Annotated in this window: 21 protein-coding genes; 9 read left to right on the top strand and 12 right to left on the bottom strand. The window is 65.5% G+C overall.

Annotated features, from left to right (window positions below; translation table 11 throughout):
* Positions 1-2: 2 nt before the first annotated feature.
* Positions 3-1,043 carry an ABC transporter substrate-binding protein gene (locus tag AC3WK8_RS04730; RefSeq protein ID WP_103324557.1) on the bottom strand — a complete coding sequence of 347 codons (1,041 nt, stop codon included), beginning with the start codon at positions 1,041-1,043 and terminating at the stop codon, positions 3-5.
* 47 nt (positions 1,044-1,090) lie between these two features.
* Between AC3WK8_RS04730 and AC3WK8_RS04725 the strand changes: the two genes are divergently transcribed.
* Entirely contained in the window at positions 1,091-1,300 is a 210-nt protein-coding gene (locus AC3WK8_RS04725) for a hypothetical protein (RefSeq protein ID WP_103324556.1), read from the top strand.
* 227 nt (positions 1,301-1,527) lie between these two features.
* On the top strand, positions 1,528-2,676 hold the full coding sequence (locus tag AC3WK8_RS04720) for a MalY/PatB family protein (protein WP_103324555.1): 1,149 nt from the start codon (positions 1,528-1,530) through the stop codon (positions 2,674-2,676).
* A 21-nt stretch (positions 2,677-2,697) separates the two neighbouring features.
* Here AC3WK8_RS04720 and AC3WK8_RS04715 read toward each other — a convergent pair whose 3' ends face one another.
* The 3 genes from AC3WK8_RS04715 to AC3WK8_RS04705 form a co-directional block, all read right to left on the bottom strand.
* Positions 2,698-4,308 (bottom strand): gamma-glutamyltransferase family protein, encoded by a 1,611-nt coding sequence (locus AC3WK8_RS04715; protein WP_103324554.1) that lies wholly within the window; start codon positions 4,306-4,308, stop codon positions 2,698-2,700.
* Between the two features lie 93 nt (positions 4,309-4,401).
* Positions 4,402-5,409 carry a zinc-dependent alcohol dehydrogenase family protein gene (locus AC3WK8_RS04710; RefSeq protein WP_103324553.1) on the bottom strand — a complete coding sequence of 336 codons (1,008 nt, stop codon included), beginning with the start codon at positions 5,407-5,409 and terminating at the stop codon, positions 4,402-4,404.
* A 180-nt stretch (positions 5,410-5,589) separates the two neighbouring features.
* Positions 5,590-6,558, bottom strand: a complete 969-nt coding sequence (locus AC3WK8_RS04705; protein ID WP_103324552.1) for a GNAT family N-acetyltransferase — start codon at positions 6,556-6,558, stop codon at positions 5,590-5,592.
* Positions 6,559-6,733: 175 nt separating this feature from the next.
* Between AC3WK8_RS04705 and AC3WK8_RS04700 the strand changes: the two genes are divergently transcribed.
* The 4 genes from AC3WK8_RS04700 (at position 6,734) to AC3WK8_RS04685 (ending at position 11,788) form a co-directional block, all read left to right on the top strand.
* Complete coding sequence (locus tag AC3WK8_RS04700) at positions 6,734-7,243, top strand: sigma-70 family RNA polymerase sigma factor (RefSeq protein WP_085598010.1); 510 nt, start codon at positions 6,734-6,736, stop codon at positions 7,241-7,243.
* A complete protein-coding gene (locus AC3WK8_RS04695) occupies positions 7,240-8,223 on the top strand; it encodes a DUF4880 domain-containing protein (RefSeq protein ID WP_103324551.1) in 984 nt (327 codons plus the stop codon). The genes AC3WK8_RS04700 and AC3WK8_RS04695 overlap by 4 nt, the downstream gene beginning before the upstream one ends.
* 116 nt (positions 8,224-8,339) lie before the next feature.
* Positions 8,340-10,730, top strand: coding sequence for a TonB-dependent siderophore receptor (locus AC3WK8_RS04690; RefSeq protein ID WP_103324550.1), 2,391 nt, complete (start codon positions 8,340-8,342; stop codon positions 10,728-10,730).
* 113 nt (positions 10,731-10,843) lie between these two features.
* On the top strand, positions 10,844-11,788 hold the full coding sequence (locus tag AC3WK8_RS04685) for an alpha/beta hydrolase (protein ID WP_085598007.1): 945 nt from the start codon (positions 10,844-10,846) through the stop codon (positions 11,786-11,788).
* 115 nt (positions 11,789-11,903) lie between these two features.
* On the opposite strand, the gene AC3WK8_RS04680 is transcribed toward AC3WK8_RS04685, so the two are convergent.
* The 5 genes from AC3WK8_RS04680 to AC3WK8_RS04660 form a co-directional block, all read right to left on the bottom strand.
* Positions 11,904-13,085 (bottom strand): sugar transporter, encoded by a 1,182-nt coding sequence (locus AC3WK8_RS04680; RefSeq protein WP_085598006.1) that lies wholly within the window; start codon positions 13,083-13,085, stop codon positions 11,904-11,906.
* Between the two features lie 124 nt (positions 13,086-13,209).
* Positions 13,210-13,818: a TetR/AcrR family transcriptional regulator gene (locus tag AC3WK8_RS04675; RefSeq protein ID WP_103324549.1), complete on the bottom strand. Its 609-nt coding sequence runs from the start codon at positions 13,816-13,818 to the stop codon at positions 13,210-13,212.
* Positions 13,819-13,956: 138 nt separating this feature from the next.
* A complete protein-coding gene (locus AC3WK8_RS04670; protein WP_103324548.1) occupies positions 13,957-14,844 on the bottom strand; it encodes an alpha/beta fold hydrolase in 888 nt (295 codons plus the stop codon).
* A 25-nt stretch (positions 14,845-14,869) separates the two neighbouring features.
* On the bottom strand, positions 14,870-15,925 hold the full coding sequence (locus tag AC3WK8_RS04665; protein WP_085598003.1) for a sugar phosphate isomerase/epimerase family protein: 1,056 nt from the start codon (positions 15,923-15,925) through the stop codon (positions 14,870-14,872).
* 226 nt (positions 15,926-16,151) lie between these two features.
* A complete protein-coding gene (locus AC3WK8_RS04660) occupies positions 16,152-17,897 on the bottom strand; it encodes an amidohydrolase (RefSeq protein WP_103324547.1) in 1,746 nt (581 codons plus the stop codon).
* Positions 17,898-18,002: 105 nt separating this feature from the next.
* On the opposite strand from AC3WK8_RS04660, the gene AC3WK8_RS04655 reads away from it, so the two are divergent.
* Positions 18,003-18,917, top strand: coding sequence for a LysR family transcriptional regulator (locus AC3WK8_RS04655; RefSeq protein WP_103324546.1), 915 nt, complete (start codon positions 18,003-18,005; stop codon positions 18,915-18,917).
* A gap of 12 nt (positions 18,918-18,929) precedes the next feature.
* On the opposite strand, the gene AC3WK8_RS04650 is transcribed toward AC3WK8_RS04655, so the two are convergent.
* Entirely contained in the window at positions 18,930-19,409 is a 480-nt protein-coding gene (locus AC3WK8_RS04650) for an Lrp/AsnC family transcriptional regulator (protein WP_103324545.1), read from the bottom strand.
* A gap of 123 nt (positions 19,410-19,532) precedes the next feature.
* On the opposite strand from AC3WK8_RS04650, the gene AC3WK8_RS04645 reads away from it, so the two are divergent.
* Positions 19,533-20,771, top strand: a complete 1,239-nt coding sequence (locus tag AC3WK8_RS04645) for a methionine gamma-lyase (protein ID WP_103324544.1) — start codon at positions 19,533-19,535, stop codon at positions 20,769-20,771.
* Between the two features lie 103 nt (positions 20,772-20,874).
* Positions 20,875-22,008, top strand: a complete 1,134-nt coding sequence (locus AC3WK8_RS04640) for a branched-chain amino acid ABC transporter substrate-binding protein (RefSeq protein WP_085597998.1) — start codon at positions 20,875-20,877, stop codon at positions 22,006-22,008.
* Positions 22,009-22,081: 73 nt separating this feature from the next.
* On the opposite strand, the gene AC3WK8_RS04635 is transcribed toward AC3WK8_RS04640, so the two are convergent.
* Both AC3WK8_RS04635 and AC3WK8_RS04630 read right to left on the bottom strand, forming a co-directional pair.
* On the bottom strand, positions 22,082-23,482 hold the full coding sequence (locus tag AC3WK8_RS04635; RefSeq protein WP_085597997.1) for an aspartate aminotransferase family protein: 1,401 nt from the start codon (positions 23,480-23,482) through the stop codon (positions 22,082-22,084).
* Positions 23,479-24,924, bottom strand: coding sequence for an APC family permease (locus AC3WK8_RS04630; RefSeq protein ID WP_103324543.1), 1,446 nt, complete (start codon positions 24,922-24,924; stop codon positions 23,479-23,481). Before AC3WK8_RS04630 ends, AC3WK8_RS04635 begins: the two co-directional genes overlap by 4 nt.
* Positions 24,925-24,953 lie beyond the last annotated feature (29 nt).

Raw genomic sequence — 24,953 nt, 5'->3', positions numbered from 1 at the left:
GCTCAGCGGGCGGCCCAGGCGTTGAAGCGCTGCTCCAGGTCCTCGCCATGGTCGACCCAGAAGCCGGCATCCACCGCTCGCGCGCCCTGCAAGTTGGCTTCATAGGTAGGCAACTGCCGCTGCACCGAAGGCGGTAGCAGCCCCAGGGCCTGGCGGTGCACCGGCCCGTAGGGGATGTGCTGCGAGAACGCCTTCTGCGCCTCCGGTTGGCTGGCGAAGCGGATGAACTCCTCGGCCAGCGCCTTGTTCGGCGACCCCTTGACCACCGCCCAGTACTCCGGGTCGTACAGGCTCTGGGGCCAGAGGATGCTCAACTGCATGCCCTCCTTCTGGGCCATGGCGATCCGCCCGTTGTACGCGGCGCTCATCGCCACGTCCCCGGCCACCAGCCATTGCGGGGGCTGGGCGCCGGCTTCCCACCACTGGATGTACGGCTTGATCTGGTCGAGCTTGGCAAAAGCCCGGCTCACGCCCTCCGGGGTGCCCAGTACCTGGTACAGCTGGGCTGGCGCTACGCCATCGGCCAGCAGGGCAATCTCCAGGGTGTACTTGGCGCTCTTGCGCAAGCCACGCTTGCCCGGAAAATCCTTGAGATTCCAGAAATCGGCCCAGGACTCCGGCGCCCTGGCCAGCTTTTGCGGAGCAAAGGCCATGACCATCGACCAGACATAAGTCGCTACGCCGCACTCGGTCAGGGTGCCGGGTACGAACTGCCCCGGGTCACCAAACTTGCCCAGGTCCAGGGGCTCGAACAGCCCCTCGTCACAGCCACGCAGCAGCTCGGGGCTCTCCACTTCGACCACGTCCCAGCTGGTCTTGCCGACTTCGACCATGGCCTTGATCTTCGATAGCTCGCCATTGTATTCGCCGGCCACCACCCGAGCCGCGCCACTCTGGTTGAACGGCTGGAAGTACGCCTGTTCCTGGGCCTGCTTGGTCGCGCCGCCAAAGGAGATGACCGTGAGGTTCCGTGGTTCGGCCGCCACGCCGGTGCACAGCACCAACAGCGACCACGCAACACCGCAACGCAAGATACTGGACATGTACCCATCCTCGAATAAGCCGGTCCGCCCGCACGAACCCGCACTGCATGAGCCTGGCAACGACCGTAGCCACGGGCGGTACCGCGCCAGGCAAGAGCAAGCTCGTTCAGTGCCGTACCGCGGACCACAAGGCCCTGGCGGTGTTGCCGCGGGCGCCATGGACCGGTTCGTTGGAAGTATCCCGGGGCCCGGGTGCAGGGGCCGGCCAGGTCATGTTCGAAGGACAATTCATCGCTTGCTCCCTGTTGTTTTTGTAGGAAGAACAAACCGATCGGTAGTGCAGCGCCAGCACATCCCATATCAAGGGACAGGCGCATGCCGGGGCCATTGTTCGCCGAACCCCAGGTATCGAGAAACGAGGCTTTTAAGAGGCACAGGCAAGGAAAAAGCTGCCTTGCAGGCGCTCCCCAAGGGCCATGCCCAATGCCGGACAAGCCAGCTAGAATCTCTGCACCTTTGCCTTGCAAGCCGACGAGACCCGCCCATGAGCTACGACTTCGATACCCTGCACCCACGCCACGGCACCGGTAGTACCAAGTGGAGCCGCTACCCCGAGGACGTATTGCCGATGTGGGTGGCGGACATGGACTTCGCCGCGGCGCCGCAGATCATCGACGCCCTGCGCCAGCGCCTGGAGCATCCGCTGCTGGGCTACAGCGTGGCCCGCGACGAGCTGCGCGCGGCGGTCGTCGCCGACCTGTGGCACAAGTACGCCTGGCGCGTGCAGCCGGATGAGCTGATCTTCCTGCCCGGGGTCGAACCGGGCTTCAACATGGCCCTGCATGCCTTCGTCAAGCCGCACCAGCAGGTGGTGGTGCAGACCCCCAACTACCGGCCCCTGCGCCTGGCTCCCGGCAACTGGCAACTGCGCAAGATCGAGGTGCCGTTCCAGGCCACCGCCGAAGGCACCTACACCACGCCCCTGGCCGAACTGCGCCAGGCCCTGCAAGGCGCCGGCGCGCTGCTGCTGAGCAACCCGCACAACCCCCTGGGCAAGGTCTTCCCCCGGGAAGAACTGCAAGCAGTGGCCGAGGCCTGCCTGGAACAGGGCGCGTTGATCGTATCCGACGAGATCCACGCCGAGCTGTGCTTCGACGGTCGCCGGCACATCCCCACCGCCACCCTCGGCCCGGAGATCGCCCGGCGCACCATCACCCTGATGTCGGCCAGCAAGGCCTACAACGTCGCGGGCATGAAGACCTGCTTCGCCATCGTCCAGGACCCCGCCACCCGCCTGGCCTTCAACAACGCCCGCGCCGGCATGGTGGACAGCGTCAGCCCCCTGGGCCTGGAAGCCACCCACGCCGCCCTGACCCAGGGCGACGCCTGGCGCCAGGAGCTGATCACCTACCTGCAAGCCAATCGCGACTACCTGCTCGAAGCGCTGCGCACTCGCTTGCCGGGCATCGGCATGCACGCACCGCAAGGCACCTACCTGGCCTGGCTCGATTGCAGTGGCCTGGGCCTGGAAGATCCCCACGCCTTCTTCCTCGAACAGGCCAAGGTCGGCCTCAGTGCCGGGCTGGAATTCGGCGACGACTGCCAGCAGTTCGTGCGCCTGAACTTCGGCTGCCCACGGGCACTGCTGGAAGAAGGCATCCGGCGCATGGAACAGAGCCTGGGCCAGCGCTGACCCAGGCGCCACACCTAGCGCCTACCAGACAGCGATATGCGAGTCCGCCCGGGGCTCGGTGCCGCCACAGAGCACTGCGCTTTGCGGGTCGCGCAGGATGATCTGGCCGCGACCAAAGCGGCTCAGGTCATGGGCGACCTGGACCTGGTGCCCGCGCCGAACCAGTGCCTCGAGCAATTCGCCAGGGGCACTGTGCTCGATGGCGACCTGCTGCTGGCCCAGCCATTGCCAACGCGGGGCGTCCAGTGCCGCTTGAGGGTTCAGGCCGAAGTCCACCAGGTTCATAACCATCTGGACGTGCCCCTGCGGTTGCATGTAGCCGCCCATCACGCCAAAAGGCCCCAGGGGCACCCCGGCCTGGCTGAGAAATCCCGGGATGATGGTATGGAAGGTCTTCTTGCCCGGGGCCAGGCAATTGGCATGGGCCGGGTCGAGGCTGAACTCCTGGCCCCGGTTCTGCAAGGCGATGCCGCTGTCAGGCAGCACCACGCCCGAACCGAAGCCGTGGTAGTTGCTCTGGATGAACGAGACCATGTTGCCCTCGGCGTCGGCCGTGGCCAGGTACACCGTGCCACTGGCCTGGGGCTCGCCCGCCGTCGGGAGCCGGGCCTGGTCGCCGATCAGTGCCCGGCGGCGCCGGCTGTAGGCATCGCTGAGCAGGTCGCTGACCGCCACCCGCATATGGGTCGGGTCGGTGATGTAGTGCAAGCCGTCGCTATAGGCCAGCTTCAGGGCCTCCAGTTGCAGGTGCCAGGTGCGCGGGCTGTCGCGCTGGTCGAACTGGAAACCTTCGAGCAGCTTCAGGGCCATCAACACCACCAGCCCCTGGCCACTGGGAGGAATCTCCCAGACTTCATAGCCTCGGTAATCGATCTTGATCGGCTGCACCCATTGCGGCCGGTAATCCTGCAGGTCGCTGGCCCGCAGGTAACCGCCCGTAGCCCGGGAATGGGCGTCCAGGCGCTGGGCCAGCTCGCCGCGATACAGGCTTTCACCAGCGCTGGCTGCCAGCGCTTGCAGGGTCTGGGCCAGGGCCGGGATGCGGAACACTTCACCGGCCCGCGGCGCACGGCCCTCGATCAGGAAGGTCGCGAACCAGGGCTCCAGTACCGGATCACCCTGCGCGCTGAACAACTCCAGGGCCCGCTGCCATTGCAGGGCGACCACCGGCGACAACGGGAAACCGTCGCGGGCCAGTTCGATGGCCGGCTCCAGCAATCGGGCAAACGCCAACCGGCCAAAGCGCCGGGACAATTCGGCCCAGGCCGCCGGGCAGCCAGGTACGGTCACTGGCGTCCAGCCATGGAGCGGCATCCGCACATGTCCCGCGGCCTTCACCGCATCGATGTTCAGGGCTGCCGGAGCCTGGCCATTGGCGCTCAGGCCATGGAGCTGGCCCTGGGTCCAGACCAGGGCAAAGGCATCACCGCCCAGGCCGCAACCCGTGGGCTCGACCACTGTAAGCACCGCAGCCGTGGCAATCGCCGCGTCGATGGCGTTGCCGCCCTGGCGCAGGACCTGGATACCGGCCTCGGCGGCCAGTGGCTGGGACGTCGCGACCATGCCACGGCGAGCGAACACGCTCTGGCGTTGCGAGGCATAGGGATAGTGATGAGCGGAGAACTTCAACATGGCCAGAGCCCTTCCAGAGCGGATTGCGGCACACCGTCGAAGCAGTATGGACGGCAACGCCGGAGTAGCGACCGACGTTGCCCTGGCTGGACCTCAAAGGCTCAGGCAGATTTTCCCCAGGTGGGCGCCGGAGGCTTCATGGGCGAAGGCCTTGGCGATCTCGGCCAAGGGGAAGGTGCTGTCGATCACCGGCTTGATGCCGGTGGCTTCCAGGCCACGGACCATCTCCACCTGCTGCTGGCGGCTACCGACGATCAAGCCTTGCAGGCGCTGCTGCTTGGCCATCAGGGCTGCCGTGGGTACCGGCCCGGCCCAACCGGTGAGCACGCCGATCAGGGCGATGTGCCCACCGATCCGGCACGCAGTGATGGACTGGGCCAGGGTGCCCGGGCCGCCGACTTCCACCACATGATCGACGCCCCGCCCGCCGGTGAGCTTGAGCACCTCGGCGCCCCACTCCGGCTGGGTGCGGTAGTTGATGGTGTGGTCGGCCCCCAGCTCGCGTACCCGCGCCAGCTTGGCGTCCGAGGACGAAGTGGCGATCACCGTGGCGCCCATGGCCTTGGCCAGTTGCAAGGCGAAGATCGATACCCCGCCCGTGCCCAGCACCAGGACGGTCTCACCGGCCTTGAGACCGCCGTCTACCACCAGTGCGCGCCAGGCGGTGAGCCCAGCCGTGGTCAGGGTTGCGGCTTCGGCGTGGCTGTAGCCCTTGGGCGCATGGGTGAACCAGTGGCTGGGCTGGATCACCACCTGCCGGGCATAACCATCGACGCCGTCGCCAGGGGTGGTGCTGAAGTCGGCGATGGCCGGGCCACCGTCATGCCAATGGGGAAAGAAGCAGGACACCACCGCGTCGCCGACCTTGAACTCGCTGACGCCCTCGCCCACGGCCTCCACCACACCGGCGCCATCGGCCATGGGAATTCGTCCATCGACGGTGGGCAGGCCGCCGGTCACCACCGCATAGTCGTGATAGTTCAGGGAACAGGCATGGATCCGCACCCGGACCTGCCCGGCGCCGGGCTGGCCCGGGTCGGGCAGCTCGATGAGCTTCAGGTTGTCCAGGGATGCCGGCAGGCTGAGCTTGATGGCTTGCATGGGAGGTACTCCACAGATCGATAATCTTCCAGGGGGCTAACCCTACCACCGAACGCCTGGCTGTAGCCGCTGCCGCAGGCTGCGAGCACTGCATCGCCGGGATGCAGGTTTTCAGCCGCTACGGGTTCGACCCAAAATCGCCAGGCAAGGCCCTGCGGGCCTTTGCTCAGCTTCGCAGGCTCAGCAGCGGCTACAAGGCTCCACTCCCGGCCGCACAAAACACTGCTCGGTCACGGTCGCGCCCCATTGCTCGCCCACCTGTTCCTGCACCAGCACAAAACCCTGTTCCTCATACAGCGCGCGTGCCGCATCCAGGCCCTTGAAGGTCCACAAGCGGGTGGCTGCAAAGTTCCACCGGTCGCAGAACGCCAGCGCCTCGGCCAGCAGACGCCGGCCCAGTCCCAGGCCGCGGGCAGCCTCATCGAGAATGAAGCAACGCAGGATCGCCTCGCCGCCCTCGCCCTCCCCATCAATGGCGATGGAACCGACAATCCGCTCCTCCAACAGCGCCACCCAGACTTCATTGCGCGGGTTGTGCAAACGCCCCATCAGCTCGGCCATGTCCGCCGCCACCAGGCTTTCGAAGGGCTGGCCGAAGCCGGCCCGGGCGGCGTAGTAGCAAGCGTGCATCTCGGCGATACGGCCAATCACCCCCGGTCGGTAGCCCCGGGCGATGGTTCCGCATGCGAGCTGCTCGGGCGCCTCGCCCAGACGCACCGCGCGCAACGCACGGGCATAGTCGGCGATGCCCGCAGAAGCACTGCGCTGCTGTTCCGCGGTCAGGTGCGCCAGGGCCGCGGCCACCTGGGCCTGGGCGAAATGGTCGATGCCCTCCAGGGTTTGGCGCCCGCGGGCGCTGAGTTGCAGTTTCTTCGAGCGGGCGTCCTGTTCATGGGCCAGTTCACAGATCTCTCCCGCCTCCACCAGCTTGCGCACCAGGCGGCTGACGCTGGATTTCTCCAGCCCCAGCAGCGTCACCAGATCGCCGGCAGTCAAGGCATGGCCCTGGCCGATCTCCAGCAACGCATGCACCGCCGAGGGCGGGTAGTCGGTGCCGGCCAGGGTGGCTTGCATGAAGCCCAGCTCGCGGACCATCTGCCGGGACGCCTGGCGCAACTGCGGGATAAGGGAAGCGGATTGGCTCGACATAAGGGCGACCTCGCAAATGGGGTATTTAGTTGTACCTTACAACCATTTAACCCACAACCCTGGCTCAGGGTGACGACAAGCCCTGGTGGAGAGTAGTAAAAATTCAAGCACCCAATAATGAGAAGCATTACCATAAGCACCGATTTCGCCCACCTCGACCTCGGAACCCTTATCGATGGTGCCCACCCCTTCGCTCCAGCACGCCGTGGGCGAGCTCTACCTCCAGCATCACAACTGGGTGGTGCAACTGCTGCGACGCAAGCTCGGCAATCATGACCAGGCCATGGACCTGGCGCAGGACACCTTCGTGCGCATCTTGCGCAGCGAGCAACTGCCGGTGCTGCGCGAACCCCGGGCCTACCTCAACACCGTGGCCAGCCGCCTGTGCGGGCAGTATTTGCGCCGCCAGGCCCTGGAGCGCGCGTACCTGGAGACCCTTGCGCAGCTGGAGCCGCAGCACCAGCCCTCGCCGGAAACCCGACTGCTGGTCCTCGAGGCGCTGGACGCCGTGGGCCAGGTGCTGGACGGCCTGGGCAGCCGGGTGCGCGAGGTGTTTCTGCTGTCCCAGCTCGAAGGCCTGACCTACCCGCAGATTGCTGAACGCCTGCAGCTCTCGGTCAACGTGGTGCAAAAAGCCATGCTCAAGGCCTACCGCCATTGCTATGCGGCGGTGTACCCGGGATGAACGTCTTCCAGCCGGTGGACGATCAGGGCGCGGTGGAACAGCAGGTTCTGGACCAGGCCCTGGAGTGGTTGGTGCTGCTGCAATCGGGCATCAGCAGCCCCGAGCAGCAGGCCGCCTGCCTGGCCTGGCGCCGGGCCGACCCGCAGCATGAACTGGCCTGGCAGCGCCTGGCCGGTATCGGCCAGGACCTGCGCGACAGCACCCGCAGCCTGCCCGCGCCCCGCGCCCGGCAACTGCTGCAGGCTCGCAGCCACCCGGGGCGGCGCACCCTGCTCAAGGGCATCGTCGGCCTGGGCGTGGTGGCCGCCAGCAGTTGGAGCGTGCGCGAACGACTGCTGTTGCCGCAGCTGTTCAGCGACTATCACACCGCCACCGGTGAGCGCCGCCAGCTGCAACTGGCCGCTGGCGCCAGCCTGCAATTGGACACCCGCACCAGCCTCGATCAGCAGGCCAGCCCCCAGGGCTTGCAACTGCGGCTCAACAACGGCCGCCTGTTGCTGACCCTGGGCAACGCCGCGCCCGTGCAGGTCATCACCGCCGATGGACGCATCCAGCTCGCGCCGCGCTCACAACTGATCCTCAGCGTTGGCTTGCCGGGCATCAACGGCACCCGGGTACAACTGCTGGCCGGCAGCAGCTCGGTGAGTACCGCCCATGCCCCTGCGCTAAACCTGGGCCCGGGCCAGCAAGTGGATATCGCCCAACAGCGGATCGGCGCCCTGGCCGTCGTGCCCACCACGGCCAATGCCTGGACCCAGGGCCTGCTGATTGCCGAGCGTCGCCCCCTGGGCGAGGTGATCGCCGAACTCGACCGCTATCGCCCCGGCCTGCTGCGCTGCGCCGCCGAAGTCGCCGGTTTGCGGGTTTCCGGCTCGTTCTCCCTGAACCAGCCGGACGCCAGCCTCGATTTGCTGGCCAAGACCCTGCCGATTCGCATCCGGCGGGTAATGGGGTACTGGGCCTTCGTGGACGCGGCCTGATTTTTCCTCAGTTTTTTTCAGGACGGCGGCAGTTTTTTCAATCTCGTGCATCAAGACCAGGGAAGAAGCTGGAAAACAGCTCTGCGCCAACCCTTTCCAACCCACGGACTTTCCTTATGCACATTCGCCTCACGCCCCTTGCCGCGGCCTTGCGCCCGGTCGTCATCGGCCTTGCCATCGCCAGCTGCAGCCCGCCCCTGCTGGCTGCGGATATCCCGTCTGTAGGCTATGACATCGCGCCAGGCAACCTGGACCAGGTGCTCGGCGCCTTTGGCCAGCAGTCCGGGACCATGATCGCCGTCGACTCGAACCTGACCCAGAGCCTACGCAGCCCAGGCCTCAAGGGCCGTTTCGCGGTCAGCGAGGGGCTGCAACGGCTACTGGCCCCACTGGGTCTTGTGGCAGTGAAAGAAGGCGAAGGCTACCGGGTTCAAGTGGCCTCGCAGGTAGCCAGCGCCCCTTTACAACTGGGAACGACCAGCGTTATCGCTAACCAGTTGGGCACGGTCACCGAAGGCACGGGCTCCTACACTCCAGGCACCATCGCCACGGCCACGCGCCTGGTGCTGACGCCACGGGAAACACCACAGTCGATTTCGGTCGTCACTCGCCAGGTCATCGACGACTTCGGGCTCAACTCCATCGATGATGTCATGCGCCATACCCCGGGCATCACCGTGTCGACTTATGACAGTGAACGCACCAACTACTATGCCCGCGGTTTCTCTATCCAGAGCTTCCAGTACGACGGCATTCCCACCACACGCAGCAGCGCCTACTCGGCCGGCCATACCCTGACCGACATGGCGATCTATGACCGGGTCGAAGTGCTCAAGGGCGCCAGCGGCCTGCTCACCGGCGCGGGGGGCCCTGGCGGCACCATCAACCTGGTACGCAAGAAACCGACCAGCGAGTTCAAGGGGCATATCGACCTGGGTGCCGGCTCCTGGAACAACTATCGCTCGGAGATCGACCTCAGCGGCCCGCTCACCGAAACCGGCAACGTTCGCGGGCGGGCGGTAGCGGCGTATCAGGACAAGCAATCGTTCATGGACCACTATCAGCGCAAGACCAGCGTCTACTACGGCATCCTCGAAATGGACCTGACGCCCGACACCCTGCTGACACTGGGCGCCGACTACCAGGACAACAATCCGCGTGGCTCCAGCTGGTCCGGCAGCCAGCCGCTCTACGATGCCTCGGGCAACGCCTTGAAGATGTCACGCTCATTCAACAACGGCGCCAAATGGAGTCGTTGGGAACAGTACACCCGCACGGTGTTCGCGACCCTGGAACACAGCTTCGCCAACGGCTGGGTCGCCAAGGGACAGTACAACCATCAACTCAACGGCTATGACGCGCCCCTGGGTTCGATCACTCCCGATGACCCCGTTATCGGCTCGATCTACGCCAACAAGTTCACCGGTGAAACCACCAGCGATAGTCTCGACGCCTATATTTCCGGCCCTTTCAGCTTTGCCGGGCTTGACCACGAAATGGTGATCGGTACTTCGGCATCTCGTTCGCATTGGAAAGGCAAGGACTACGGCGCACCGACCTACTTCGGCAACGCCTACGATTTCTTCTCCTGGAACGGCAAGAGCATCGAGCCGGACTGGGGATCGCCAACCTCGCTCAACGATGAAGTCACCCGCCAGACCGGGATCTACATGACCGGGCGCTTCAGCCTCATGGATGACCTGAAACTGTTGCTGGGAACTCGCATAGCCAACTACCAGGTCACTGGCACCTCCGATGCCAAGGACAGCGGCAAGGTGATTCCCTACGCTGGCCTGACCTATGATCTCGATGACCACTTCTCGCTGTATGCCAGCTACAGCGAGATCTTCCTGCCGCAGACGCAGTTCCGCGACCGTAACAAGAAGATGATCGAGCCTAACGAAGGCAAGAACTATGAAGTCGGCATCAAGGGCGAGTTCTTCGATGGCCGCCTGAACTCCAGCCTCGCCTATTTCGAACTGCATGAAGAAAATCGCGCGATAGAAGACCTGGACTTCAACAAAAGCCAGGCCAATATGCTTGCCTATAAGCCCGTGACCGCTAAGACCAAGGGTTATGAGGCCGAGATATCCGGGGAGCTGATGCCCAACTGGCAGGTACAAGCCGGTTACACCCACAAGATCATGCGCGATAAGGCTGGGCAGAAGGTGTCGACCTGGGAACCCGAAGACCAGCTCAACTTCTACACCACCTACAAGCTCAGCGGCCCACTGGACAAGCTGACCCTGGGCGGCGGTGCCCGCTGGCAAGGCGAAGGCTGGCAGATGATCAACAACAAGCCCAAGAAGACCCAGGAAAAACTGTCCCAGGATCCTTACTGGCTGGTGGACCTGATGGCGCGCTATCAGATCACCGAGAATCTTTCCACCAGCCTCAACGTATACAACGTGTTCGACAAGCGCTACTACACCAACATCGGCTTCTTCGAGTCGGCTTACTACGGCGACCCACGCAACGTGATGGTCAGCACCCGCTGGAACTTCTGACCCAATCCGCCCGGCGCCCGCCGGGCGGTCATTGGAGACTCGACGAAAATCTATACGACCTTCCTGGCGACATCTGTTAAAACGCGGTTTTGATTCCTCCATGGTGCCCCCGCATGTCCCCGCCCCTGCTCCAGCGCCTTGGCCGTCGCTGGCTCCCCCTGCTGTGCATGGCCCTGCTGGTCATTGGCCTGCCGGCCAGTTGCGCAGTGCTGCAGCACAAGGAACGCCAGCTGGTGTTTCGCATCGAGCCTGGTACCGCCGGCTGGTTCCACGGCCTGCCGCAAGCGGTGCAGGAGTTGGAACTCAAGTCCAGCCGCTTCAGGGCCGGACAGAACCTCCACGCCTGGTGGTGGCCGGCGCAACGCGCCGATGCGCCTGCGATCCTCTACCTGCACGGGGTGCGCTGGAACCTCACCGGCCAACTGTTTCGCATCGAGCAGTTGCACGCCCTGGGTTATTCGGTGCTGGCTATCGACTACCGGGGGTTTGGCCAGAGCCACGGCGAGCTGCCCTCGGAAGCCAGCGTCTATGAAGACGCCCGCGTGGCCTGGGAACGCCTCAAGGTATTACAGCCCGAGGCGGGCAAGCGCCTGATCTACGGCCACTCCCTGGGCGGCGCGGTAGCCATCGACCTGGCCGCCGAGCTGGGTCGCCAGGCCGCCAGCGAACAGCGTCCGGTGGCCGCGCGCGGCTTGATCGTCGAATCCACCTTCACCACCCTGGGCGACGCGGCGGCGGCAGTGACCAAGACTTCGCTGCCGGTGCGCTGGCTGATGTCGCAGAAGTTCGACTCCATCGACAAGATCAGCGAAATCGGCATGCCGTTGCTGGTGGTCCACGGCCTCAAGGACGACTACGTACCGGCGCGCCTGAGCCGGGAGCTGTTCGCTGCGGCGGCACAACCCAAGACATTGCTGCTGGTGCCCGGCGGCACCCATAACAACAGCATGAACCTGGCCGGCAAGGACTATGCCGTGGCGATCGGTGCCCTGTTGAAGAGCCAGCCCGCCACCGGCCTGGCCAGCCAACCTTCGGCCACCCGGCACGAAACCCTGTAGCTGCTGCCGAGGCTGCGACAAGGCCGGCGGGCCTTCAGCTAACGATCTAGCAACACCGCCCTGGCGGGCGCTACACACGCGGGCGCAGCCTGGGGTAGCGACTACATCCAGGGCTTCATTGCGCGGTGGCGCGGGCGATGCGCCAGCTCGACCAGCCATAGAGCATCAGCGCCAGGGCCGCCAGGGCGCCGCCAGCCACGCCGACATAGGCGAACCCCAGTTGCCCGCCGACCCAGCTGCCGAGCAAGGCGCCGCCGCCGATGCCGATGTTGTAGATCCCGGAGAACATCGCCATCGCCACGTCGGTGGCGTCCGGTGCCAGGGTCAGGACCTTGGACTGCAGCGAGAGGCCAAACCCCATGATCGCCATGCCCCAGACCACGCTCAGGGCCACCAGCGACCAGACATGCCCGTTGAGCGGCAGCAACAGGCCCAGGCACAACATCAACAGGGCCACCGCCACCAGCAGGAACCCCTGGGGGCTGTGGCGGTGCAGGCGGCTGAACAGCAGCGAGCCGATGATCCCCGAGCCGCCGAACACCAGCAGCACCAGGGTCACCACGTCGCCGCCCAGGCCCGAGGCCACCTTGATGAAGGGCTCGACGTAGCTGTAGGCGGTGAATTGCGCCGTCACCACCATGGCCGTCAACACATAGGCCGCCACCAGCGCCGGGCGCTTGAACAGCAGCGGCAGGCTGCGCAGCGAACCGGAGTTCTGGCTGGGCAACAGCGGCAAGGTGCGGATCAGCCACAGCACCAGCAGAGCCGCCAGGCCGGCGATCACGCTGAAGGTGGTGCGCCAGCCCAGGGCCTCGCCCAGCAGGCGTCCCAGGGGAATGCCCAGGACCATGGCCAGGGAGGTGCCGGTGGCCAGCAGGCCGAGGGCCTGTACCTGTTTGCCCGCGGGGGCCAGGCGCACCGCCAGGGATGCGGTGATCGACCAGAACAACGCATGGGCCAGGGCGATGCCGATGCGACTGAGCATCAACAGGCCGAAGCTGGTGGCCAGGCTGGACAATATATGGCTGAGGATGAACAAGCCGAACAGCAGCGTGAGCAAGCGCCGGCGCTCGACGTTGCGGGTCAGCAGCATCACCGGCAGCGAGGTCAGGGAAACCACCCAGGCGTAGATGGTCAGCATCAGCCCGACCTGCTCGCTGGCCAGGTCGAAGCTCGCGCCGATGGCGCTCAGGAGCCCGACCGGGACGAACTCGGTGGTGTTGAAGACAAAGGCGGCCAGGGCCAACGCGATGACCGACTGCCAGTTACCTTGGGGTGTCGCCTGGGGATTGCTCATGTCGGGGTCGTACTACTCGTTCGAGGGTGGAGCGGATGATGGATCCGAGAAAACCGGGCCCCTGCCCGGCTGGTAGCGCTGTCTGGCGCCCACGGCGAGCGCAGCCAGGGTAATGAATCGCAGGTTAGCCAGGGGTCGGGTTGCGCGCGTTATCGAACACGCCCATGGCCAGCGCCACCACCTTGCGCAGTTGCTCGGCGCTGGTGCCATCCCGGGCTTGCACCGACAGGCCATGCAGCACCGTAGAGTAATAATCGCCCAGGGAAGTTGCATCGCCATGACCTGCCAGCTCCCCCGATTGCACCGCCGCCTGCAGCCGCTGGACGATGCTGGCGGTGCGCGCCCGCCGGTGCTCGGCCAGCCACTGGCGCACGCCGTCGTTGTCGCTGGAGCAGTTCACCGCCGAGGACACCACCATGCAACCCAGGGGCTGGCCTGGCCGGGCATAGAGTTGCACGGCCTCGTCGAGCAGGCGGGCGATGGCGGCACGGGCACTGGGCTCTTCGGCCAGCGCGCGGTCGGCGAAACCGCCCTCATGGCTCTCGTACAGCTCGATGGCTTCGCGAAACAGCGCCTCCTTGGAGCCGAAGGCAGCGTAGATCCGTGCCGAGGCGATGCCCAGCGCGGCCACCAGGTCGGCCATGGAGGTGGTTTCGAAACCACGGGCCCAGAACAGTTCGAGCGCCTGGCGCAACGCCTGGTTGCGATCGAATTCGCGGGGTCTTCCAGCCATGGGAGTCGGGTATCTCGTCAGGATGAGCGGCGATCGGTGGGGCCCGATCGGCGGCCGGCACGGGGCGCCGGGACGAAATGATATTAGATTTGCGCGCTCCCCGGGCCATTTTCCCTGCCCGGGGACGACGGTGGGGGCTCAGCCCGCCTGCTCTTCCAGGAACGGCAGCAAGTGGGCAAGGAAGGCTTCTGGTGCCTCCTCCATGATGAAGTGCCCGCAGTCCGGCACGATGGCGCCCCGCAGGTTACTGGCCCGGCCCTGCAGGGTCAGCAGCGGTGCATCGTTGGTGGCATGCTCGGCGCCGATGGCCAGCACCGGCATGTCGAGCATGCGTTCGGCGCGCTGCTGGTTCTGGCGCACGGTCTCGGGAATCGCCCGGTAGTAGGCGAAGCCCGCATGCAGTCCGCCAGGGGCGGCATAGGCCTGGATGTACTCCTCGGTGGCCACCGCTTCGCGGCGATGGGACCACTTGTCGAAGATGTAGTTGAGGTAGACCCGCTCGCGGCCGGCAATCAGCGCTTCCGGCAAATCGCGCAACTGGTTGAACATGAAGTGCCAGAGAAAGATGTTCTGCCCCGGCTCGACGAAGATCGGCGGCGCCTCGGCCAGCCCCGGGATCACCGCCTCGGTCAGCGCCAGGCGCTCCACAGCCTCGGGCCGGTCGCTGGCCAGGGCGTAGGCGACCCACATGCCTACGTCATGGCCGACCACGCTGTAGCGTTCGAACCCCAGCTGCTCCATCACTCGGTGCAGCACATCGGCCACGGCGCCGGTATCGTAGCCATGCTCCGGGCGATCGGATTGCCCGGTGCCCGGCGGGTCCACGGCGATGGCCTGGAAACCCCTGGCGGCCAGGGCCTGGATCACCTCGCGCCAGGCGTACCAGGTCTGCGGCCAGCCGGGAATCAGCAGCACCGGCCGGCCATTGCCGGCACTGACGCAATGGATCCGCTGGCCGTCGATGCGCACGTAGCGATGGGCCAGGCCGTTGGCATCGACCTGGGTGTTGTCGGTAAAGGCATTCATCAATAGTGATCTCCGTGGGAAAGGTTCAGGCGATGCCGAGCATGGCGTTGATCTGTTGGCGGTCGATGCGGGCACCGGCGAAGTCGTCGAAGATCCGTTCGGTGACGCGGATCATGTGGCGGTTGATGAACTCCACGCCTTCCCGGGCGCCGTCCTCCTGGTCCTTGAGGCAGCACTCCCACTCCAGGGTCGCCCAGCCGCCGTAGTCGTATTGCGCCAGCTTGGAAAAGATCCCCTTGAAATCCACCTGGCCGTCGCCGAGCGAACGGAACCGTCCGGCCCGCTCGACCCAGGAGCTGTAGCCGCCATAGATGCCCTGGCGCCCGCTGGGATTGAACTCGGCATCCTTGACGTGAAACATGCGGATGCGCTCGTGGTAGATGTCCAGGTACGCCAGGTAGTCCAGTTGCTGCAGCACGAAGTGGCTGGGATCGAAAAGGATGTGGCAGCGCGGATGCCGATCCACCAGGTCGAAGAAGCGTTCGAAACTGGTGCCGTCGTGCAGGTCCTCGCTGGGATGGATCTCATAGCACAGGTTGACCCCCTGCTCGTCGCAGGCATCGAGGATCGGCCGCCAGCGCCGCGCCAGTTCGGCGAACGCGGTCTCGATCAGGCCGTCGGGGCGCTGGGGAAAGGGAAACAGGTAGGGCCAGGCCAGCGAGCCGGAGAAAGTGCCCATGTCAGCAAGCCCCAGGCGCCGGGAAGCCCGCGCCGCCAGCTGCATGCGTTCCATGGCCCAGTCGGTGCGCGCCTTGGGATTGCCGCGCAGGGCCTCGGGGGCGAAGTTGTCGCACATCGCGTCGTAGGCCGGGTGTACCGCCACCAGCTGGCCGAAGATGTGGGTGGTCAGCTCGCTGATCACCAGGCCGTGCTCGGCCAGTTGACCCTTGACCTCATCGCAGTAGTCCTGGCTGTGCGCCGCCGTGGCTACATCGAACAGCCGCTCGTCCCAGGCCGGGACCTGCAACGCCTTGAAGCCCAGGTCGGCGGCCCAGCGGCCGATGCCTGGCAGATCGTCGAATGGCGCGGTATCGGCGCTGAACTGCGCCAGGTGCAGGCTGGGACCCTTGAGGGTTTTCATCGAACGCTCCTATTATTTGTCGATTGACAAAGAATAGGAACAAGCCGCTGCCAACGTCAACTGTTCAATCGCCGCAAAGGCCCTGGCGCAGGCCTTCTCAGCCATTGGAAAAAACGCCAGAGCCCAGGTGAATCAAAGTCTCCAGCACCATCGACGGAGCCTGATCGACGGCTGAAAAAAAGCCCGCGAACAGGGTCGCGGGCCGCTTTGGCGCAGTGGCGCGAGGTCATTCGCTCGGACGGCGATAGACCTCGCGACCGGCGAAATAGGTGCTCAATACCTGGGTGCCGGCCAACTGCTCATCGGGGACCTGGAATACATCGCGATCGAGCACTATCAGGTCGGCCTGCTTGCCCGGGACCAGGCTGCCGATCTGCTGTTCCAGGCCGATGGCGCGGGCGGCATTACGGGTGTAGGCGTAGAACATGGCCTGGCGGTCGATACCCTCGTTCTTGTTCAACACCCCCTTGGGGCCCTTGCGACTGACCGCCTGGGCGATGGCCTTCCATGGTTCGGGCGTGCTCACCGGCCAATCGCTGGCACCGGCGATGGTGGCGCCGTTCTTGAACAACGAGCGCGCCGGGTACATGAACTGAAACTGCATGGCCGTGATGTAGGGCTTGAGCAGGTCGATGCTCAGCTCATCGGCGGAGGCCCAATACAGCTGCATCGAAGCGATCACGTCCAGCGGCTTGAAGCGCGCGAATTCCTTGGGATTGACCATTTGCAAGTGGGTGATCGAGTGCACCACGCCGCTATGGCGCTGGCGCCGGGCTTGCTCGATGCCGTTGAGCGACTCACGCACCGCGCGATCGCCGATGGCGTGCACATGCACCAGCCAGCCACGGGCGTCGGCGGCGCTGACCAGCTCGCCGAAATGCGCCGGGTCGATCAGCAGCTCGCCGCCCTTTTGCGAGTTCTTGTAGGGCGTCAGCAAGGACGCGGTCTGGGCCGGGAACTCGGCGACGCCATCGGCGAAGATCTTGATCCCCGGCAAGCTCAGGTTGGGCACATCGAGAAACTGCCGGCGCACCTGGTCCAGCACCGCAAGATCCGCTGGCCGGCTCTTGGGATTGGCCACCATCAGCGCAGCGACCCGCAGCTCCAGTTCGCCTTGCTCGGCCAGCGCCTTGTACACCGGCAAGACGCCCACGGTCTGGGCCGTGGGATGCATGGCGAACAGCGCGTCACTGGGTACCGCGTTGGCCGCCGGATCCATCAGTGCGGTGATGCCCAGGCTGTGGTTCAGGTCCCTGGCGGCACGCCCGGCCTCGAGCATCTGTTCGAAACTCGGCGCCGGTACCTGGGAGGTCAGGGCCGAGAGCCCGGCATCGGCAACGAAGCCATTGGGCGTGCCATCGGGATGGTGACCGATGGTCGCCACCGCCTCGCCCGTCAGCGCCTTGACCCGCTGGGCGTCGATGCCGGCGCGCTTGAGCATGGCGCGGTTGGCCCAGCCGGTGTGGTAGTCCCAGCCGACGAACAGGATCGGTGTATCCGCCCACTCGCCCTGGTTGAAGCGTTGCTCCAGCGCATCCACCTGGCTCCAGTAGGTGGAAGGAAAACCGCTGACGCTCAGGGTATCGCCATGGCGCGCCTTGCCGTCGTCGCGCCAGCCGCGCAGGCGCCGCTCCAGTTCATCCAGCGGCAACTGCTGGCTTTCCAGGTCCGCGGCCTTGAGCTTGAGACCGCCGAAGATCGCGTGGCTGTGACTGTCGATGAAGCCGGGCATCAGCACCTTGCCCTGCAAGTCGACCACCTGGGTGCCGGCCGCCTTGAGCGCCAGCACCTGGGCGTCGCTGCCGACCTTGACGATCCGCCCCTGCTCCACCGCCAGCGCCTGCTGCAGGGGCCGGCCCTGCTCGGCGGTAAACACCTTGCCGTTGTAGAGCAGCAGGTCCACTGCCGCCAGGCTCGGCAGCGATATGCAAGCCAGCGCCGAGGCCAGCGTGATCTTCAGAGCGTTTTTCATTGTCGTTGACACCCCTTGGTCAGAATGGCCACGAGACTAGCCAAGCCCGGGGGGATTTAAGAATACTGCGCCGAGCAACTCATTCTTTCCAAAGAGGCAAGACCCATGGACCAACTGGGCGCCATCAGCATGTTCGTCGCCACCGCCGACCAGGGCAGCTTCACCCGCGCCGCCGCCTGCCTGGGCAAGACCACCTCGGCCCTGACCAAGGCGGTGACGCACCTGGAGACTCAACTGGGCACGCGGCTGTTCGAACGCTCCACGCGCCGCATCGCCCTGACCGAGGCCGGGCATCTCTACCTGGCCAGTGCTCGCCAGGTGCTGTTCCAACTGCAACAGGCCCAGGAACACATCGACCAGCTGCAACAGCAAATGTGCGGCACCTTGCGCCTGGTGGCACCGCCCTCCTTCGCCCCGGCCTTTCTCAACGCGGTGTGCTACCGCTTTCTCGAGCTCTACCCGCAGATGCGCCTGGAAGTGGAGCTGACCGACGAGTTCGTCGACCTGCTCGCTGGCGGCTACGACCTGGCGGTGCGCGACGGCCCGGTGGACCTGCCGGACCTGATCGCCCGGCCACTGACCGCCAACCGCATCCTGCTCTGTGCCAGCCCGCGCTACCTGCAACGCAAGCCGCTGGCGGTGACCCCGCAGACCTTCCACGAACACGACTGGCTGATCTTCCGCCACCCGGCGCTGAACCCGCACTTCTGGCGCTTCAGCCTCGGGGGCCAGCAGCATCGAGTGGCCCAGCCCTTGCCACGGCTGGCTAGCGACAACTACGATTTCCTGTTCGGCGCGCTGCTGGCCGGCCTGGGCCTGCAACTGTGCCCGCAGTGGAGCGCGGCGCCCTACCTGCAACGCGGCGAACTGGTGCAACTGCTACCGGAGGCGGTGCTCGATCCGGAGCAGTTCGGCCCGCGGATCCACGCGATCTACCCGGTGCACCGGCGGCAAACGCGCAAGCACCAGGCGTTCATCGAATGCCTGAAAGAGTACCTGGACCAGCAGCACTTGCACTGATCCGCGCTGCCGTCAGCCGCCTTGCTGCAGCACCGGGATCAACCGCGCCGGCTTGACCGACTTGAACGAGAAACTGGAGTAGATCTCCTTGACCGCCGGCAGGGTCTGCAGCACTTCGCGGGCGAACTCGCCGAAGGACTCCAGGTCCCTGGCCAGCACTTCGAGGAGAAAGTCATAACGCCCGGAGACGTTGTGGCAGGCGATGATCTCGGGGATGTCCAGCAGCCGTTGCTCGAAGGCCCGGGCGGTCTCGCGGGAGTGGGATTCCATCATCACGCTGACGAACGCGGTGACGCCATAACCCAGGGCCTTGGGCGAGAGGATCGCCTGGTAGCCGGTGATCACCCCGCTCTCTTCCAGGAGCTTGACCCGGCGCCAGCAGGGCGAGGTGGTGAGCGCGACACTGTCGGCCAGTTCGGCGGTGGTCAGCCGTGCGTTGTCTTGCAGCGCGACCAGCAGGGCTTTGTCGGTACGATCCAGTCCAACGGGCATATTTTGCCTCTTTATCTTGTTTTTATGGTTTTTTATTCCAATCGAGCGCTTTTACAGGGGCAAGATTAGAAAATACTGCGCCGGATTTGAGCATAGCATTAGAGCAAATCAGGAGCGTCCACCATGAACAATAAAAACAGTGACCTTGGTTTTTCCACCCGCGCCATCCATCACGGCTACGACCCCCAGCAGCACCAGGGTGCGTTGATCCCGCCGATCTACCTGACATCCACCTTCACCTTCGCCACCGCCGAATACGGCGCCGGCTGCTTTGCCGGCGAAGAGCCCGGCTATTTCTACACCCGTATCGGCAACCCGACCCTGGCCCTGCTGGAGTCACGCATGGCCGACCTGGAACACGGCGAGGCCGCGGTGGCCTTCGGCTCCGGCATGGGGGCCATCGCCGCCACCCTCTGGACCTTGCTGCGTCCGGGGGACGAGATCCTGGTCAACCGTACCCTCTACGGCTGCACCTTCGCCCTGCTGCACCACGGCCTCGGTGAATTCGGGGTCAAGGTGCGCCATGTGGACATGGCCGAGCCAGGCCAGTTGCAAGCCGCCATCAGCCCCGACACGCGGGTGATCTACTTCGAATCGCCAGCCAACCCCAATATGCAATTGGTCGATATTGCCGCCGTGGCCGCGATCGCCCACCAGCACCGCGACCTCACCCTGGTGGTGGACAACACCTACTGCACGCCCTACCTGCAGCGCCCCCTGGAACTGGGTGCCGACCTGGTGCTGCATTCGGCCACCAAGTACCTGAGCGGCCACGGCGACATCACCGCCGGCGTAGTCGTCACCCGCCAGGAACTGGCGCAGAAGATCCGCCTGCAGGGCCTGAAGGACCTGACCGGTGCCGTGCTGTCGCCCCAGGATGCCTTCCTGCTGATGCGTGGGCTCAAGACCCTGGCCCTGCGCATGGACCGCCACTGCGCCAACGCCCTGGCCGTGGCTCGCTACCTGGAGGCGCATCCGCTGGTGCAATGGGTGGCTTACCCCGGCCTGCCGTCCTTCGCCCAGTACGCCCTGGCCCGGCAACAGATGAAATTGCCCGGCGGCATGATCGCCTTCGAACTCAAGGGTGGCCTGGCCACCGGCACCCGTTTCATGAATGCCCTGCAACTGTTCAGCCGGGCGGTGAGCCTGGGGGATGCCGAGTCCCTGGCCCAGCACCCGGCGAGCATGACCCATTCCACCTACAGCCCCGAGGAGCGCGCCGAGCACGGTATCGCCGAAGGCCTGGTACGCCTGTCGGTGGGCCTCGAGGACATCGACGACCTGCTGGCCGACCTCGACCAGGCCCTGGAAGCCTGCGCCGCCACCGCGCCGCTGCTGGCCTTCGGCAAGGCGCTGCCCTGAACCGGACCAGCTGCAAACTACCACCCGGATGGCCGCCGAGCCGGCCATCCATGCAGCACCCGCAACACCCTTAGAACCGTTACCCACAGGAGTGGAACCAACAATGAGTCGTATCAATAACAAAGCCACCCAACTGCTCAGCGCCATGATCCTCGCCGGTCTCGCCTGCCATTCCCTGGCCGCCGACACCATCCGGATCGGCATCGCCGGGGCCAAGACCGGCCCGGTAGCGCAATACGGCGACATGCAGTTCAGCGGCGCGCGCATGGCCATCGAGCAGATCAACGCCAAGGGCGGCGTCGACGGCAAGAAGCTCGAAGCCGTTGAATACGACGACGCCTGCGATCCCAAGCAAGCGGTGGCCGTGGCCAACAAGGTGGTCAACGACGGCGTCAAGTACGTGGTCGGCCACCTGTGCTCCAGTTCCACCCAACCGGCCTCGGACATCTACGAGGACGAAGGCATCGTGATGATCACCCCGGCCGCCACCAGCCCCGAGCTGACCTCCCGTGGCTACAAGATGGTGTTCCGCACCATCGGCCTGGACAACGCCCAGGGCCCGGCGGCGGCGCGCTACATCGCCAAGCTCAAGCCCACCAACGTCGCCGTGCTCCACGACAAGCAGCAGTACGGTGAAGGCATCGCCAGCTCGGTCAAGGACATCCTTGGCAAGGAAGGTATCAAGGTGGCGATGTTCGAAGGCATCAACGTCGGCGAGCGCGACTACTCCTCGCTGCTGACCAAGCTCAAGCAGGCCAATGTCGACTTCGTGTACTTCGGCGGCTACCACCCGGAAATGGGCCTGCTGCTGCGCCAGGCCAAGGAAAAGGGCCTGACCGCGCGCTTCATGGGGCCTGAGGGCGTGGGCAACGACTCCATCTCGCAGATCGCCAAGGATGCCTCCGAAGGCATGTTGGTGACCCTGCCCAAGTCCTTCGACCAGGACCCGGCGAACAAGGAGCTGGTGGCAGCCTTCGAAGCCAAGAAGGAAAACCCCAGCGGCCCATTCGTGCTGCCATCCTACTCGGCAGTGCAGGTGATTGCCGGCGCCATCGCCGCAGCCAAGAGCGAAGATCCGGAGAAGGTCGCCGAGGCGATCCACGCCGGTACCTTCAAGACCCCGACCGGGGACCTGAGCTTCGATGAAAAAGGCGACCTCAAGGACTTCAAGTTCGTGGTCTACGAGTGGCACTACGGCAAGCCCAAGACGGTTGCCGGGGAGAGCGCCGGCCTCTGACCGGCACTGCGAGGTGCCCCGCGCACCTCGCTGCAACCAATGGTGCCGGCCGCACAGGCCGGCACCGTCCATGCTAGGCCCCGGGCAACTGCCCCATCGCCAGTTCCTGCGCGGTGCGCTCCATCGCCCGACGGGTCTTGTCCACCAGCTCGTCGATATCCGCCCGAGTCGCTACCAGGGCCGGGGCCATGATCATCCGGCCCAGGGTCGAGCGAATGATCACCCCCTCCTCGAAACCCAGGGTGCGACAGCGCCAGGCGATGTCGTTCTCGTTGGCGAAGCGCTGGCGGCTGGCCTTGTCCTTGGCCAATTGCAAGGCGGCCACCAGGCCGGTGCCCTGGATCTCGCCAATCAGCGGATGGTTGCCGAACACCTCCCGCAGGCACTGCTGCAAGTACGGGCCGGTATCGTCGCGGACCCGGTCCACCACGCCCTCGTCGCGCAGGGCCTTGAGGTTGGCGATGGCCACGGCCGCCGCCACCGGGTGCCCGGAATAGGTCAGGCCGTGGGCGAACACGCCACCCTCCTCCACCAGCACCTGGGCGATGCGCTTGCCCAGCACCAGGCCACCCATGGGCACGTAGCCACTGGTCAGGCCCTTGGCGATGGACAGGGTATCGGGCTCGAAACCGAAGTGCTGGTGGGCGAACCACTGGCCGGTGCGCCCGAACCCGCCGATCACCTCGTCGGCGCACAGCAGCACGTCGTACTGGCGGCAGATGCGCTGGATCTCTGGCCAGTAGCTTTGCGGCGGGAAGATCATGCCCCCTGCGCCCTGGAAGGGTTCGGCGATGAACCCGGCGACGTTCTCAGCCCCAAGTTCAAGAATCTTTTCCTCCAACTGCCGGGCGCAACGCAGGCCGAACTCGGCCGGGCTCAAGTTGCCCTCATGGGCGAACCAGTAGGGTTCGTCGATATGCGCGACATCCGGAATCAGCCCGCCCATTTCATGCATGAACTTCATGCCGCCCAGTGCCGTGGCCGCGAGCGTCGAGCCGTGATAGCCGTTCCAGCGGCCGATCATCACCTTCTTCTGCGGCTGGCCGAGGATCTGCCAGTAGCGGCGCACAGTACGGATCAGCACCTCATTGGCCTCGGAACCGGAGTTGGTGTAGATGGCGTGGCTGTAGTGCCCCGGCAACAGGCTGAACAACAGCTCGGACAACTCCACCACCGCCGGGTGGGTGGTGTGGAAGAACATGTTGTAGTACGGCAGCTGTTCGAGCTGGGCCGTGGCCGCGGCGGCCAGGTCCTTGCGCCCATAACCGAGGTTGGTGCACCACAGGCCGGACATGCCATCCAGGTAGCGCTTGCCGTCGTTGTCCCAGAGCTGCAGGCCCTGGCCACGCACGATCACTCGTGGGCCCTCGGCGTTCAGGGCCTTCTGGTCGAGGAAGGCGTGGATATGGTGCGCTGCGTCCAGATCCTGGTAGTCCCGGGTGCTGCGTTGCGGCTGGGGATTGGAAGCACTCATGGTCGTTCTCCTGCACTGTAGGTGGATTGCTCGGAAGGGTTTGTCGGGGCGGCCGGCACCAGGGGTTCGGGGACGAACAGCGGCTTGTGCATCACCAGCTTGACCCAGAGCACGGCGATCAACGAGATGATCCCCAGCACCACCCCGGCGCTGCCGAAGATCCGCGCAGTCATCTCCGGCGCCGGCGAAGCGTGGTAGATCGCGAACAGCATGCCGCCGATACCCACCACCTGGGGCCAGGGATAGAACGGCGAGCGGAACGGCCGGGGCGCGTCCGGATAGCGCCGGCGCAGGGCGATCACGTCGATGTGCACGATGATGTAGGCCAAGAGCCAGGCCAGGGCCGCGGCCAGTAACAGCAGGCTGACCGAATCCGGGTCCTGGCCCAGCAACAGGATCGGCAGGCCGGTGATGGCGGCGATGAACAGCACCGCTACCCAGGGCGTGCGGGTACCCGTGCTCAGGCGCTTGAACTGGGGAAAGGCCTGGCCGTTCTGGGCCATGCCGTAGAGCATGCGAGGCAGCGCCGCCAGTGACGAGTTGACCGTGCTGCAGGTGGCGGTGAGCACCGCGCCCACCAGGAACGCCTTGCCGGTCTCGCCGAACACCGTGGTGGCGAACAGGAAATGCGGCAGCGGATCGCTCGCCAGCTGGTCCCGGGGGATGCACAACAAGGCGCCCAGGCAATACAGGGTGATCACCAGGAAGATCAAGCTCAGGCCGATGATCATCGAGCGCGGGATATTGCGCTCCGCACGCTTGGTCTCCTCCACCAGCGGGCAGACGAACTCGGCGCCGACGAAACCCCAGATGGCCATTGCCGCCAGGGCCAGCGCCCCGAAGTGCAGCGGGTTCCAGCCCTGGTCCAGGGGCAGTTGCAGGTCGGCCTGGGGACTGCCGATGGCCCCCAGGCCCAGGGTCAGCAAGATCACCACCATCACCACCGCCAGCACCGTCTGCAGCTTGGCGAACACGTCGATGCCCAGCAGGTTGAGCACGGTGAAGGTGCCCAGCACGCCATAGGCCACCACCATGGGCGGCAGCGCGCCGGGGTAGACCTTGCCGATGATCAGGTCCAGGAGCAGCAGTTCGGCGGACAGGGCGAACATCGCCACCACCATGTAGCCGGAGAAGGTCGCGAGGATCGCCGGGAAGTGCCCGATGGCCACCTCGGTGTAGCTGCTCAGGCTACCGGCCCGGGGCACCAGCAGCGCCAGTTCGGAAAACGACAAGGCATAGGTCAGGGCCAGCAGGTAGGCCAGCAGCAGCGGGATGAAGAACCCCATGCCAGCCATGCCTGCGCCTTGCAGCATCATCACCATCACTCCCTGGGACACCACCAGGCCCACGGCCACCGAGATCAGCGAACCCAGGCCCAGGACCCGGCGCAAACCACCCTTGGCGGCGGAACCCGTGGCCCCGTCCAAGACATTCGTCGTCATGCCACATACTCCGTTCTTATTGTTGTGAG

The sequence above is a fragment of the Pseudomonas sp. FW507-12TSA genome, from assembly GCF_058781435.1.
The sequence above is the reverse complement of the archived record's forward strand: the minus strand, read 5'-3'. Positions and strand labels throughout refer to the sequence as shown.

Bases quoted from the DNA above. Each gene is read 5' to 3' on its own strand.
- AC3WK8_RS04730 (WP_103324557.1), bottom strand. From the start codon at position 1,043: ATGTCCAGTATCTTGCGTTGCGGTGTTGCGTGGTCGCTGTTGGTGCTG.
- AC3WK8_RS04725 (WP_103324556.1), top strand. From the start codon at position 1,091: ATGAGCCTGGCAACGACCGTAGCCACGGGCGGTACCGCGCCAGGCAAG.
- AC3WK8_RS04720 (WP_103324555.1), top strand. From the start codon at position 1,528: ATGAGCTACGACTTCGATACCCTGCACCCACGCCACGGCACCGGTAGT.
- AC3WK8_RS04715 (WP_103324554.1), bottom strand. From the start codon at position 4,308: ATGTTGAAGTTCTCCGCTCATCACTATCCCTATGCCTCGCAACGCCAG.
- AC3WK8_RS04710 (WP_103324553.1), bottom strand. From the start codon at position 5,409: ATGCAAGCCATCAAGCTCAGCCTGCCGGCATCCCTGGACAACCTGAAG.
- AC3WK8_RS04705 (WP_103324552.1), bottom strand. From the start codon at position 6,558: ATGTCGAGCCAATCCGCTTCCCTTATCCCGCAGTTGCGCCAGGCGTCC.
- AC3WK8_RS04700 (WP_085598010.1), top strand. From the start codon at position 6,734: ATGGTGCCCACCCCTTCGCTCCAGCACGCCGTGGGCGAGCTCTACCTC.
- AC3WK8_RS04695 (WP_103324551.1), top strand. From the start codon at position 7,240: ATGAACGTCTTCCAGCCGGTGGACGATCAGGGCGCGGTGGAACAGCAG.
- AC3WK8_RS04690 (WP_103324550.1), top strand. From the start codon at position 8,340: ATGCACATTCGCCTCACGCCCCTTGCCGCGGCCTTGCGCCCGGTCGTC.
- AC3WK8_RS04685 (WP_085598007.1), top strand. From the start codon at position 10,844: ATGTCCCCGCCCCTGCTCCAGCGCCTTGGCCGTCGCTGGCTCCCCCTG.
- AC3WK8_RS04680 (WP_085598006.1), bottom strand. From the start codon at position 13,085: ATGAGCAATCCCCAGGCGACACCCCAAGGTAACTGGCAGTCGGTCATC.
- AC3WK8_RS04675 (WP_103324549.1), bottom strand. From the start codon at position 13,818: ATGGCTGGAAGACCCCGCGAATTCGATCGCAACCAGGCGTTGCGCCAG.
- AC3WK8_RS04670 (WP_103324548.1), bottom strand. From the start codon at position 14,844: ATGAATGCCTTTACCGACAACACCCAGGTCGATGCCAACGGCCTGGCC.
- AC3WK8_RS04665 (WP_085598003.1), bottom strand. From the start codon at position 15,925: ATGAAAACCCTCAAGGGTCCCAGCCTGCACCTGGCGCAGTTCAGCGCC.
- AC3WK8_RS04660 (WP_103324547.1), bottom strand. From the start codon at position 17,897: ATGAAAAACGCTCTGAAGATCACGCTGGCCTCGGCGCTGGCTTGCATA.
- AC3WK8_RS04655 (WP_103324546.1), top strand. From the start codon at position 18,003: ATGGACCAACTGGGCGCCATCAGCATGTTCGTCGCCACCGCCGACCAG.
- AC3WK8_RS04650 (WP_103324545.1), bottom strand. From the start codon at position 19,409: ATGCCCGTTGGACTGGATCGTACCGACAAAGCCCTGCTGGTCGCGCTG.
- AC3WK8_RS04645 (WP_103324544.1), top strand. From the start codon at position 19,533: ATGAACAATAAAAACAGTGACCTTGGTTTTTCCACCCGCGCCATCCAT.
- AC3WK8_RS04640 (WP_085597998.1), top strand. From the start codon at position 20,875: ATGAGTCGTATCAATAACAAAGCCACCCAACTGCTCAGCGCCATGATC.
- AC3WK8_RS04635 (WP_085597997.1), bottom strand. From the start codon at position 23,482: ATGAGTGCTTCCAATCCCCAGCCGCAACGCAGCACCCGGGACTACCAG.
- AC3WK8_RS04630 (WP_103324543.1), bottom strand. From the start codon at position 24,924: ATGACGACGAATGTCTTGGACGGGGCCACGGGTTCCGCCGCCAAGGGT.